This window comes from Turicibacter sp. TJ11 (assembly GCF_021497505.1).
Taxonomy (GTDB): domain Bacteria; phylum Bacillota_I; class Bacilli_A; order MOL361; family Turicibacteraceae; genus Turicibacter.
Genome location: NZ_CP069349.1, coordinates 2,072,503 through 2,085,758, shown reverse-complemented (window position 1 = coordinate 2,085,758; position 13,256 = coordinate 2,072,503). Strand labels below are relative to the sequence as shown.

Here is a 13,256-nt window from a genome sequence, read left to right as displayed (position 1 = left end):
AATAAAGTTTTTAATAATAAGGGGACGCACAAATGAAAATCGACTTTAAAATAACAAAAGATGACTATATAAGCTTCAATTTACATCATTTAGAAAACTCGAAATCACAGAAAAGTACATTTAACATACTTAGATATGCTGTACCCATAGTACTTTCTATACCAATCTACTTTACAGGAACGGGGATATTTAATCAACCGAATATATATTGGATTATAGTAGCGATAGTTTTTTTAGTCATTTGGATTTTAACATATCCTAAGCAATACAAAAAATTAGTAGCTAAAGAAACTGATAAACTCATAAGTTAAGGAGATAATTCATCAATATTTGGAAGTAAGACTTTAGAAATTATTGATGGGACAATAGTAGTAAAAGGGGATTCTATATCAGAAACAGTATCGTTAGAAAGTATAAAAGATGTAAAAGTTTACGAAGATATGATCCTTATATATATAAGTGGATTTGTAGCTCATATAATTCCAAGGAGATATTTAGATAAAGAAATAGAGAAAGAACTTATGAAAGAGCTTAAAAAATGTAAGGCTTTAGAACAATTAAAGTAAAACGTGCTCCTTTGGAGGTGTAACGGAGAACCGTACCACAAATAAGTAAAGTTTTTACTAAAATTGTAAATAGATAAAAGCAGTTATAACAATTAAGAATCTTACTTGTATTAAATATACAGGTAAGAGTTCTAATTTAAAATAATGACTTAATATATTTATTGAAAATAGAATAATATAATAAAATATGAAGTAATAACTTACGATAAATTCGCGAATTAAATTCAATATAATAGAAGGGGAGGGCTCAAAATGATTTTTTGAGCTCTCCCCTTTATTTTATACTTTTAAAATTCACATGTTTCTCCATCAGCAGGAATTAATAATTTATCAGAGAATTGTTTTTCTACTGCATATTCTCTTAAATCTTTTCTAGATACCATTAAGTGGTTTACACCTTCCATATGAGTTGCTACAAATTGAGCATTAGGAGCTACTTTTACTGCTTCAAATAAATCATCTTTACTCATGATTAAATATCTCCCGTCAACAAATTGAGCATTACCAGCGTTTACTACTACAACTTCCGGACTATATTTAGCGAAGACACTTTTTAATTCATCATACCAAACAGTATCGCCCATCACGTAGAGTGTTTTTTTATCTGCGTGACTAAATACAACTCCACAAGCCTCATCTGCAGTACTTAACTGATGAAATAACTCTATGATTGAATCGTCAGAGTAATGTTTAGCAGGAGTTTTTGTTAATGTGATATCGCCAAATAGAGTTCCTTCTTCTTTTAAAACTTCTACATTGTTAAATCCTGCCTCTTTCATTTGATTTGCTTCATCCTCGTTTTGAGCAAACATCTTCATGTTTTTTGGAATAATTTCCATTGCTACTGGATCAAAATGATCTAGATGGATATGTGTTACAATGACAGCGTCCACATCAAGAATTTCTTCCATTGAAACTGGTAATTCTACAAGGGGATTATTTAAATGTTGATTATGAGTTCCTGGAAAGGGAGGATAAGTTCCCTTTTCAGCTAACATTGGATCTATTAAAAATTTCTTTCCTGCATATGTTACAATTAAAGTTGCATTTCTTATTTGTTTAATTTTCATATATAATACCTCACTTTTTATCTTTAAATTATTTTTATCGCTTATAAAATTTAATATTTAAGCTCAACAGCTTATATACTCAATATGCCATAGATTAGTTTCTGAAACAAACAGAAAAAAGGTAGTTTGTATCAACTAAAAGGTTGATTTATAATGTGTTTATTAAAATTATCATACTTACAGGAGGTTCTATGAGTCCAAGACAGTTAGAATATTTTTTAGAAATTTATAATCAAAGAAGTATAAAAAAAGCCGCAGAGAAATTAATTATCTCTCCTCAAGCAGTAAGTAAAAGCATTAAAGAGATGGAAGAAGAATTACAAGTAGAGTTATTTATTAGAGGAAAGAAGTCTTTAGAGCCAACAGTTGAGGCTGAGTATTTAAAAAATCATGCAATTAAAATATTGGAAGAGTTTGAGAAAATAAATACTATAAAAAACTTTACTCAAAGAGAAAATAAAGTTCTTACAATATATTCTGTAGATGGATTTCTACAATATGTAACAGTAAAGTTTATTGAAGATTTCCAAAAATATTTCTCTGGAATCACTTTAAATATTATTGAAACAACAGAAAAAGATATAGTTAAAAAGCTAGAGAAAAGGGAAATAGATAACGCAATTATAACTACACCTTTAGATAGTGAGGTTTTTAGTCATACTTATCTTTACAGTAATAAAAACTGTTTAGTTATTCATAAAGATAATCCTCTAGCTAAGAAGAAGAGTATCTCTGAATTTGAGTTAGATAAGCAACCTATTGCTGGTAAAGGCTCTGCTTATTCCTGTTATAATTCAAATATGAAAAAGTTTTTCCAAAGTAATATTAATCCTCAAATTATCTTAGAGACAACTAATGATTCTTTAATTATAGAAATGGCAGAGCATAATCTTGCTATAGGTATTACTCTTGACTACATTGCTTTTACTGCTAATAGCGAAAATATAGTCATTAAGCCTTTTGAACAAGAGGGAATAGTAAGAAATGTCTTTTGGATTGAAAATAATAATGCACTACTTACAAAAGAAGAACAAAGTTTTCGTAAGTTTCTTTTTAATTGGATTGAAGAGCATAAGTCACAACTTTTTAGTTGGATTTAGATAGATACTCAAAATCTTTTAATAAATGGCTATGTTAGCCACATTCATGATAAATAATATACTTTAATTCAAGCTCAACATCAGAATTGGTTCTTGATGAAAAGTTGATGACAATAGCTGAATCAAAGAGTTAGAATTTCAGTATTTTGTCATTAATAATGAGGATCTATTAGAGTTAAATAAAAGTAGTAAATTTTTTGATAATAACCTAGAGTTAATACTTATAATCAGTCATCAGATGAAAATAAAAAAGACTAGTTTGATACTAGTCTTTGATTAACTAATAAGGTTAATGAAAATGGTAATAATAGCTGAGTTAACGAAGTCAATAAAGAGACCTCCAACGATAGGAACAACGAAGTATGGAGTATGAGCAAAACCAAAACGATTTGTTAATTCATCCATATTGGCGATGGCATTTGGTGTTGCTCCCATCCCAAATCCACAAGTTGCAGAGGCAAAGACGACTCCTTCATAATTTTTACCCATTATTCGATAGATAATAAAATAAGCAAAAATTCCAACTAGTAGGACTTGAGCGATGAGCATGATTAGAAGTGGAAGGGCTAAATCAAAGAGTTGCCAAAGCTTTAGTCCCATCAGTGCCATTGTTAAGAAAAAGGATAGGGAAAGTCCGCCAATCGTTTCAATTTCTTTTTCATAGATTTCTTTTTTTCTAATATCATAGACGTTTCTAATCGTCGCTGCCACTAACATAGCACCGATATAAGATGGGAAGGTGAGACCTGATGTTTGGATTAGCTTAGATATTAGAGATCCAATCCCCATTGCAATGAATAAGAAACAAGCAGCATTCATTAACTTTTTAAAAGATAAGATATTAGGATTTTCTTCATTGAAATCTCCAACTTCAACAGGTTGATTGTTAGACGACTCATCATGTGTTGTTTTAACCTTATATCGAATGATGAGGTTTCGAGCAACAAATCCACCGATAATACTTCCCATGATTAAACCAAAAGTTGCAGAGGCAACAGAAACAGTTGTTGCCTTAGCAACCCCCATCTCTTCAAGCATCGGTCCAAAAGAGCCAGCAGTTCCGTGTCCACCAATCATAGGGATAGAACCTGTACAAAGTCCAAGTAAAGGATTTAAATTAAACAAAGAGGCTAGCGTCACACCGACACTATTTTGCAAGATGACAAGAAGAGCTGCTAAACCTAAAAAGATAATGACTTGTTTACCCCCTTGCTTCAAAACTTTAAAACTAGCGGTAAAGCCAATACTAGTAAAGAAAGTTGTCATAAAAAGATTTTGTAACGTCATATCTAAATTAAGTGTGATAATATCTGAAATATGTAAAAGTAAGGTCAGTAAAGCAAAAATAAATCCTCCAACAACAGCGGGTGGAATACAAAATTTAACGAGAGTAGAAACTTTCCATCTCATATATTTACCAAGATAAAAAATAGTAGAGACTAAAGCCATTGTTTCATAGATGTTTAAATTTAGTTCCATGTATCACCTACTCCTTTCCTAAAGGTATATTTTAATTCTAAATGATTTAATAATTAAATACAACTATTGGTATATCCAGTATAATCCAGTCGTATAAGAAATAGTGTTTTATTAAAAATAATAATCCTACAACTGAGGTAATCCATCTTTAGAGAGTGATTATTAAAAGTTTCTTTTAATAAGTTCCATTTTATATGCGTTCGAATAACATATAAGAAAAAGATGCTAACAGATTTTTATATATTTTTTAAAATTGCTAATTTAATTTTTATTTGTAATAAATTAACGAGATAATTGATTAATAGATCCACTCATAGTTTATCTAGTCCAATGCTTAGCGCTTTTAATATAAAGATGGAGGGTAAGAGATGTGTACAGCAATTACTTTAAAATCAAAGGATCAGCATCACTTTTTAGCACGAAATTATGATTTTGTAAAAGGAGCAGAGCTTAGAGTGGCATTAGCACCACGACGTTTTTCCTATCTAAATAAGCTAACAAATAAAAGCATACCTAGTAAATATGCTGTTTTAGGGATGTCAGTTTCAAGTGATGGTTATTTTATTTTTGCTGATGGTGTGAATGAAAAAGGTTTAACATGTGCTATCTTAGAATTACCTAGTCAAAATATATGGGCTGATCAATTAATAGAAGAAAAAGAAAATATTCTACCTTATGATGTAACTTTTTGGATTTTAGCAAACTTTACAACGGTTAAAGAGTTAAAAGAAGGATTAAAAAATTTAAATATAGTGGCACCTTTAGATGATCAAGGTGCTTTAGCTACACAAGTTCACTGGTTGGTTTCAGATGCAACGGGTGATTCTATTGTTATTGAAAAAACCAGGACTTCATTTCGAGCTTATTACAATAAGGTAGGAGTTTTAACTAATTCTCCAACTTATGATTGGCATTTAACTAATTTAAATAGATATCTCAATGTATCAGACAAACAATCAAATGATGTCAAATGGGGCAATGAATTACTAAAGCCTTATTCTCAAGGTTTTGGAGGATTAGGACTTCCTGGGGATTATTCGTCATCTTCTCGTTTTGTTAAAGCCTCTTTTTTAAGAAATCATATTAATTTAGATGTTAATTATGAAGGAGGAATTTTAGAATGCTTCCGTATCTTAAATAGTGTAGCCATGTTAGAAGGAATTGTTCAAACACGTTCAAATGAGTCTTTTATTACGCTTTATACTTCATGTATATGCTCCAATCAGCAGATTTATTATTATTCAACGTATACTAATCCACAGATCTATGCGATTGATTTAAAAAAAGAAGTATTAGATGGAAATACACTGAAGTTTTATTCTTATCCTGATCAATTAATTATTCATCATCAAAACTAAAAAAAGTTTACCTTATGAATAGGTAAACTTTTTTTGTGGATAATTAAAATTCAGTTTCAGTAACTAAGTCCGAATTCATACTTAAGTCTTCATTAGATACTGTTTTTTCGATTTTTTCAAATGGAATTTTTGGGAATAAGAAACGAACTAGTGGTGAAACGACCAGTAAATTTAATGGAAGAGCCATAATAAAGTTACGTGCAATACATAGAGGATAAATTTTTAAAGTTGTTAGATTAAATCCAACGGCTAAGATGGCCCCATACATTGACATGAATAATACCATTCCGATTACCATACAACTTGAAATAGCTAAAATAATTTTAATTGGTTTTGTTTCAGGTGTTGGTTTCACTAATTTAAAAGCAATTTTCTTAGCTAGTTTTCCAACAATAAAAAGATCAATAATTAAAGCTACCATAAATCCGAGCCAAAATTCTTTTAACAAATGAATAAAAAATTGATTACTTAATCCTTCATTTAAGATCATGTTATAAATCGTCATTCCAAGTACCATAAAGAAGCACATAAGTAATGTAAATATCATTTTTTGAAATTTAGTTTGTCCCATTGTTTTTTATCTCCTTTAACATAAGTCTTTGTCAACTTAGTTTACTAAATAATTATAAGGTTTTTATAATAATATGTCAACTTAGTTTACGTTTTGGGGATCGAAAGAGATATGATACAATAGTACTAAATGAAAGATGAGGTGATGTTTGTGAATAAACATCTAGAAGGATTAAATTTAATTGATTTAATTAGTGAAAAGCATATTGTATTAAGACGTACAGTAGAAGAAAGATGGTCAAGTAGCGAAGAAGAAGAGATTTCACATACAGAAGCCCTACTTTTAGCAAAACTCAATATGGGAAAAATCTCATTAGCAGAAGTTGCTAGATGTGCGAATGTTTCCAGACAAGCAATGTTTAAATGTGCTAAAAAACTAGAAGAAAAAGGATATTTAACGTTTATTAGTCAAGAAGGACATCATAAGTATACACAACTTACCTCAAAGGGGGTTGCTTACTGCGAGCGAAGCCGTCAACTTAAAATGGAAATTGAACAGGAGATTAGTCAAAAAATTGGAGAAGAATCAGTAGAGTTGTTAAAACAATTACTTATGATTGATTGGATTTAAGAATAAATTAGAGTAAAAATGTTAGTCAGATTATAATAAAAAAATAACGAAACGATCTTTTTTTTTACAATGAGAACTAAATATATAAACAAAAATCTTTTTTTAGGTAATTATGATTAATTCAACTTTTTATAGAAAGTATAGTTATAATGTAGGGTAATGAATTAAAGTTTTTAGATTATGGGAAATATTTACAATATTATGGGTAAATGTAAAAAGAATATAAAGTAGACGTCATATAAATATATAGAGCTTAAGTAGCACTAAACATCAATACATTTGCTTAAGACTATATATTATAGGAGCGATCGCAATGGACCTAGCCTTTTTACAAAGCTTTTGTGTACCCACTATTGTTGGAATCTGTTTATGTGTGGGTTACGTTATTAAAGATAGCTTAACCTTTATTCCTAATAAGTATATTCCACTCATCATGGCAGTTCTTGGACTATCATTAAACGTCTTTATTAATAATTCATTAACAGCTGACGTTATTCTTGCCGGATTAGTTTCTGGACTTGCTAGTACAGGAACACATCAATTTTTTAAAGAAATGATGAAAGTTCAAGAAATTGAAGATGAAAACTCTAGTGACGATTCAAATGACAATAATGCTACCTCATAAAGAGGTAGTTTTTTTAATGTTGAAAAAATAAAAATGTGGATAACAGACGAGTGATAATCTATAGGTAGAAAAAAGTAATATATTTTATCTAATAAAGGTACTGTGGATAAAATAGTTCTAATACTAATAAAAAATTTATTTTACTTAGATCTTACTTATCTATGGCATCATTTAATAGATCAAAGATTGGTGAGAAAGATTCAAGAGATGAGTAATTTTTATCCATGTCGTGCACTCTAAGAGTGTTATTATTTTCATATAGTTAAACTCAAAGACACTTTTGAAAAAAATGACGTTTTATGATATGATAATGACTCATGGAAGTCGTTAGAATGGAGGAATGAAGATGTCAGCTTTACCAAATTGCCCTAAATGTAATTCAGAATATACATATGAAGATGGAAGTATGTTAGTTTGTCCAATGTGTGCTCATGAGTGGAGTCCAGCGGCTGAGGCTGAAGCAGCTGAAGCGAATGTCATTCGTGATGCGAACGGAAATATTTTAGCAGATGGAGATACTGTTACTGTCATTAAAGATTTAAAAGTTAAAGGAAGTTCTTCAGCCATTAAGCAAGGAACTAAAGTAAAAGGAATCCGTTTAGTGTTTGATTCACCAAATGGTCATGATATTGATTGTAAAATCGATGGATTTGGAGCGATGAGCTTAAAATCTGAATTCGTTAAAAAAATCTAATTAAAAAGACGTTCATTTCACGAACGTCTTTTTAATTAGAAAAGATTTATAAATAAAGGGTTCCATTTATCAAAAAAAATTTTAAAATTATGATAAAATTGGTTAAACAATGATGTTAAAGAGGTGAATATAATTAGCAAGTTTAAATATTTTATTATCAGTATATTAATGATTTTACTTGTTACTGTTTCATCAATTGAAATTAAAAATCGAAAGTTTATTCATGAGATTCAACTCAGTGCAATTAGTGAAACAAACGATTTTAATTATTCATCAGATTTATTGATGAATAAGCTAAATTCGCCTTTTTTAAGTGAGTCAGATAAGTTATTTATTTCAGGCTATGTGAATTTGATTGATGGGAATGATGAGTTAGCTACTGATTATTTTAGGGATGTAACCACAAAGGATAATCAAATTAATAGTGCCTATAGCTATAAAGTTTTATCTCACTTAAACCATTCCGTCGATGATAAAAAGTCATTAGAGTATTCTAAAAACGCCTTTGAATTGATTCCTAAGTCTCAATATGGAAAAAATTATGATTTAATTGAAAGTATTGTTCAATGTATCTTATTAGATCATGAAAAAAAATCGTTATCTGTTTCCATTTTAGAACAGGTTGTATCTGATTCAAATCCAATGAGTGATGAGCAACAGTTAAAATATTTAAAATTATTAGGGAATGTTTATTATTATAATCGAAGCTATGCTGAAGTGATTGAAACAAATTTAAAGATTATTAGTTTGTCTCATTCGATAAATGATTGGTATAGTAAGGGGATGGCTTTGCTTCGTATTGCAACGGTCACTTATCACATAGGTGCATATGAGGCAGGGATGGATTTATTAGAAAGCATCGAATCTAGTCAGATAAAAGATGTTAAGCTAAAAAATGATTTAGAAATTAAGAAACTCATTTCAATAGCGATTCTTAAGCATCATATAGGACAAGTGGATGAATCAAATGAGCTAACTTTTAAATTAGATCATTATAAATATCAGTTATCTGATAAAGAAGTAGAAATTATGAATTTTTATCAAACTGTTATGTTAGCATTATTCTATATTGAACAACAGGAGATAGAAAATGCGCAAATTAAATTAAAAGCATTAGCTAACTATATCGATAAAGATTACTCAGATTATTTTATTAATACGAAAAATACTTATTATTTTATTAACGGTTTATTTCATAAACAAACTCAAAATTATGACGAGGCCATTAAAAATCTTGAATTGATATTACCGTATGTGGATGAGCAATCTAATCTATTCAATCAAATTTTATATTATGAGCAATTAATAGATACTTATCGATTGGCAAATGAGGTAGAAAAGGAAGCAAAATATAATCAAGAACTTATTTTATTACGTCAAAAACAGACTGACTTGGTTTTAGGGGAATATTTACAATACATGAGTTATCGTTTTGACTATGATCGCTTAATTAACGAACGGTTGTTTTTAACAGTTATTAATTTATTAGTCTCTATTTTATTAATTATAATAACGATCATATTTGGTGAAAAATTCATTCATCCCAAAATTAAAGTTTCTTCGACTCGTAGAGAGATTCGAAACTATTTAGAAAATGAGAATTATTTCATTGTTTATCAACCGATCGTGAACCCTAAAACAGATGAGGTGATGGGGGCTGAAGCGCTTCTTCGTCTACAAGTAGATAATCAATTAATTATGCCAGATAAAAGTATTGAGCAAATTGAATCTTGTCATATGATGGGGGAAGTAACCACCTGGATTTTGAATAAAGTATTAGATAATTATGGAGTGTTATCCGCAAGTAAGAAGTCTAAGCCATTTTATATTTCCATGAATTTAACGTTTCGGGAGATTGAAAATGATGACTTTTGTCAGACCATTGCCAAGGTTTTAATGGAATCTAATGTGCCTAAACAAGCGATTTGTTTAGAAATAACAGAGAGTGTTCGAGGAAATAATGACACGAAGGTTAGAGAAAATATTAGTTATCTAAAAGATGTCGGTTTTAAAATTGCTCTTGATGATTTTGGTATGGAGTATTCAAACTTCTTCTTATTAGATAAGTTCGATTTTAATTTAATTAAACTGGATAAATATTTCATTGATCATATCGGAGAATCATCAAATGAAGCTTTAATTGGTGTTATCTACTACTTATCTCAAAACAAAGATATTACGATTGTTGTAGAAGGTGTTGAAAATGAATTACAACAGTCCATGATCAAAAGAATTCCGTTACACCAAATTTACATTCAAGGATATTTTTACAGTAAACCTTTAGAGTTAACTGAGTTTCAACAATTTATTAAAAGTCGATATGAAAATAGTTAAAGAGCTATAACTAAATTAGTTATAGCTCTTTTTTATAAGATAAAGAAGGATGCTGCAATAATGAGATAAACAGAAAGAAGTTGAACGCCTTCTAACCAATTCGACTCTCCATCATGAGCGACCTTATTAGCAATGATAATTGCAGCTAATAGCGCAACTAACTCAAATTCATTAAAGACGATACTCATTGGGGTAAAGAATAAACTTAAAAAGATAAGAATGGGCGCAACAAATAAAATAATCTGTAAACTTGATCCGATAGCAATCTCAAGTGCAACGTCCATTTTATTTTTAAGAGCCATTGTAATGGCTGTACTATGTTCAGCAGCATTCCCGATAATCGGTATTAAAATGATTCCAACGAAAAATTCACTCCAACCTAAACTTTCAGTAATGGGTTCAATTCCACTAACTAAAAATTCACTTTCAATAGCGATCACAACGGTTGAGAGAAGAAGAATGAGGAGAGCTTTTGGTAATGACCATTTCGCTTGATGATTCAAATCTTCTGTTGGTGAAATGGCATAAAGATGTTTATGTGTACTAAATGAAAAGAGAAGACTTAAGGCATAAATGATAATCATAATAACAGCGACAAATAAACTTAATCCTTCATAGCGTGTATTGAGTAAACTCGGATCGACCGTATGAGTAAATAGCGCAGGAATACAAAGTCCTAATACCGCAAATAACAACATACTAGATGAGACATCCGATACTTTTTCATTAAATTTTTGTGTTTTATATTTTAACCCTCCCGCTAACATGCTCGCCCCTAGTACAAGTAAGATGTTTCCGATGACAGCTCCAGCGATAGATGATTTAACGACTTCAAATAATCCTTGTTTTAACGCAAAAAAGGAAATGATTAATTCTGTTGCGTTTCCAAACGTCCCATTTAAAAATCCACCAATTTTAGGTCCTGCATAAAACGAAATTTCTTCTGTTCCTTCTCCCATTAATCCTGCTAATGGAATAATTGATAAACAGGCAAGAATAAACATGATCGTTGGTGAAAAGTTTAAAAAATAACCGATGAAACTAATAGGAACAAAAATAAGCATATATTTCAAAAGCTTCATAAATAAACCTCCAGTAGTATAAGTCACCTATTTAGTATCTACTTTTATAAGTAAAAAATAAGTAAATGATTCCTATTTTTATTAAATCTAAAAAGAATTATACTGTTTTGGGGATAAAGGAAAATCTTGCTCCTGTGATTAAGATTAAAGAAGATTCAATGATTCTGAAGAAGTTTAGATGTTGTGGATAAGTAAAAGTAGAGGTGTTTTTTCGATAATTTTTTAACTATTTATTTAAAGCGAGACACTTTTATACTATAATCCATAAATAGAGCTAAGTACGAAAGGATGAGTCAAAAATGGCGTTACCAAAAGACTTTTTAGATAAAATGAAGACGTTACTAAACGAAGAGTATGACGCATTTATTGCAAGCTATGAACAAGAAAAATCTCTTGGATTACGTTTGAATACATTAAAAACAAGTATGACACAATTTGAAAATTTAAATCCATTTCATTTAAAATCGATTCCGTGGGTAAAAGAAGGATACTTTTATCAACAGGCTGAGCGACCTGGAAAACATCCTTATCATGAAGCGGGAGTTTATTATATTCAAGAACCGAGTGCTATGTCAGTTGGAACGTTTGTTGAAGCTGTACCGGGTGAAAAAGTATTAGATTTATGTGCGGCACCAGGTGGAAAAAGTACACATGTTGCTTCACAGTTGCAACAAGAGGGCTTACTCATCACGAATGAAATTTATCCACAGCGTGCTAAAATTCTTTCACAAAATATTGAGCGTATGGGAATTAAAAATGCGATTGTATTAAACGAAAGTCCACAAAAATTAGCGAAGCACTTCCCTCTTTATTTCAATCGTATTGTGGTTGATGCACCATGTTCAGGAGAAGGAATGTTTAGAAAAGATGAGGTCGCACAAGAAGAGTGGAGCCTTGAGAATGTTGAAATTTGTGCAAATCGTCAACAAGATATTTTAGAGGAAGCCGCTAAAATGTTAAAACCAGGTGGACGCATCGTTTATTCAACGTGTACGTTTGCTCCTGAAGAAAACGAGCAAGCCATTGCTAAATTCATTAAAAATCATCCAGAGTTTGAAATTGAGACGATGCAGGCATATGAGGGGTTTAAACCTGGACAATTAGAGTGGGCAAAAGAAGACGTTGAGGGAATTGAAAAAACATATCGTTTATGGCCACATCACATTCATGGAGAAGGTCATTATGTCGCTGTCTTAAAGAAATTAGAAGATGATCATTTTGAAGAACCAAAGCGTCAGTATGTGAAACCGTTAAAAGATAAGAAAAAACTTCAAGAATTTTTAACGTTTGCTAAAGAGACGTTAATCGATGTTCCAAAAGGAGATTATGTGTTATTTGGGGATCAACTGTACATCGTACCTGAAGAGATGTTAACATTTGAAGGATTAAAAGTCATTCGAGCAGGTTGGCACTTAGGAACGATGAAGAAAAATCGTTTTGAACCCTCTCATGCATTAGCTTTATCATTAACTTCACAAGATGTGAAGCATTCAATTTCATTTACATCTTGTGATGAGGCTATTACTGCTTATTTACGTGGAGAAACGATTCCTTTTGACGGCGAAAAAGGTTGGTATTTAGTTTGTGTGGATGGTTATTCACTTGGATGGGCAAAGCTTGCTAACAACATGCTAAAAAATCATTATCCAAAAGGATTGCGTTGGAATTAATATTCCCGATGGGCAAAAAGTCTATTGCCACTTATGAATAATATTTATTTTGATAGTTAGTAGCCATCTTCATTGAAAGATGGCTTTTTTGAAAATATAAATCATTATTTTCAAAAAAACATAATAAATGTGGAAAA

At 30.5% G+C, this 13,256-nt stretch carries 13 protein-coding genes; 9 read left to right on the top strand and 4 right to left on the bottom strand.

Translation table 11 applies throughout. From position 1 onward, the window contains the following. The first annotated feature begins 32 nt into the window (after positions 1-32). Positions 33-311 (top strand): hypothetical protein, encoded by a 279-nt coding sequence (locus JRC48_RS09965; protein ID WP_049039694.1) that lies wholly within the window; start codon positions 33-35, stop codon positions 309-311. Between the two features lie 15 nt (positions 312-326). Continuing rightward, on the top strand, positions 327-566 hold the full coding sequence (locus JRC48_RS12795) for a YcxB family protein (protein WP_200820157.1): 240 nt from the start codon (positions 327-329) through the stop codon (positions 564-566). A gap of 287 nt (positions 567-853) precedes the next feature. Here JRC48_RS12795 and JRC48_RS09960 read toward each other — a convergent pair whose 3' ends face one another. Further along, positions 854-1,636 carry an MBL fold metallo-hydrolase gene (locus JRC48_RS09960; protein WP_235069413.1) on the bottom strand — a complete coding sequence of 261 codons (783 nt, stop codon included), beginning with the start codon at positions 1,634-1,636 and terminating at the stop codon, positions 854-856. Between the two features lie 191 nt (positions 1,637-1,827). Between JRC48_RS09960 and JRC48_RS09955 the strand changes: the two genes are divergently transcribed. After that, on the top strand, positions 1,828-2,736 hold the full coding sequence (locus JRC48_RS09955) for a LysR family transcriptional regulator (RefSeq protein ID WP_235069412.1): 909 nt from the start codon (positions 1,828-1,830) through the stop codon (positions 2,734-2,736). 276 nt (positions 2,737-3,012) lie between these two features. Here JRC48_RS09955 and gltS read toward each other — a convergent pair whose 3' ends face one another. Further along, a complete protein-coding gene (gltS, locus tag JRC48_RS09950; RefSeq protein WP_235069411.1) occupies positions 3,013-4,215 on the bottom strand; it encodes a sodium/glutamate symporter in 1,203 nt (400 codons plus the stop codon). 368 nt (positions 4,216-4,583) lie between these two features. On the opposite strand from gltS, the gene JRC48_RS09945 reads away from it, so the two are divergent. Next, positions 4,584-5,573 (top strand): linear amide C-N hydrolase, encoded by a 990-nt coding sequence (locus tag JRC48_RS09945; RefSeq protein WP_235069410.1) that lies wholly within the window; start codon positions 4,584-4,586, stop codon positions 5,571-5,573. A 43-nt stretch (positions 5,574-5,616) separates the two neighbouring features. On the opposite strand, the gene JRC48_RS09940 is transcribed toward JRC48_RS09945, so the two are convergent. Further along, a complete protein-coding gene (locus tag JRC48_RS09940) occupies positions 5,617-6,144 on the bottom strand; it encodes a DUF2798 domain-containing protein (RefSeq protein WP_235069409.1) in 528 nt (175 codons plus the stop codon). 150 nt (positions 6,145-6,294) lie between these two features. On the opposite strand from JRC48_RS09940, the gene JRC48_RS09935 reads away from it, so the two are divergent. The 4 genes from JRC48_RS09935 to JRC48_RS09920 all read left to right on the top strand — a co-directional run bounded on the left by JRC48_RS09935 (position 6,295) and on the right by JRC48_RS09920 (position 10,367). Beyond that, complete coding sequence (locus tag JRC48_RS09935; protein WP_235069408.1) at positions 6,295-6,714, top strand: MarR family transcriptional regulator; 420 nt, start codon at positions 6,295-6,297, stop codon at positions 6,712-6,714. Positions 6,715-7,027: 313 nt separating this feature from the next. Next, on the top strand, positions 7,028-7,339 hold the full coding sequence (locus JRC48_RS09930) for a phage holin family protein (RefSeq protein WP_235069407.1): 312 nt from the start codon (positions 7,028-7,030) through the stop codon (positions 7,337-7,339). A 346-nt stretch (positions 7,340-7,685) separates the two neighbouring features. Continuing rightward, positions 7,686-8,033 carry a zinc ribbon domain-containing protein YjdM gene (locus tag JRC48_RS09925; protein WP_235069406.1) on the top strand — a complete coding sequence of 116 codons (348 nt, stop codon included), beginning with the start codon at positions 7,686-7,688 and terminating at the stop codon, positions 8,031-8,033. A 123-nt stretch (positions 8,034-8,156) separates the two neighbouring features. Beyond that, positions 8,157-10,367 (top strand): EAL domain-containing protein, encoded by a 2,211-nt coding sequence (locus JRC48_RS09920; RefSeq protein WP_235069405.1) that lies wholly within the window; start codon positions 8,157-8,159, stop codon positions 10,365-10,367. Between the two features lie 32 nt (positions 10,368-10,399). Here the strand turns inward: JRC48_RS09920 and cax are convergent, their stop codons facing one another. Continuing rightward, positions 10,400-11,449, bottom strand: coding sequence for a calcium/proton exchanger (gene cax, locus JRC48_RS09915; protein WP_235069404.1), 1,050 nt, complete (start codon positions 11,447-11,449; stop codon positions 10,400-10,402). Positions 11,450-11,748: 299 nt separating this feature from the next. Here cax and JRC48_RS09910 point away from each other — a divergent pair, with 299 nt between their 5' ends. Next, entirely contained in the window at positions 11,749-13,119 is a 1,371-nt protein-coding gene (locus JRC48_RS09910; protein ID WP_235069403.1) for an RsmF rRNA methyltransferase first C-terminal domain-containing protein, read from the top strand. Positions 13,120-13,256 lie beyond the last annotated feature (137 nt).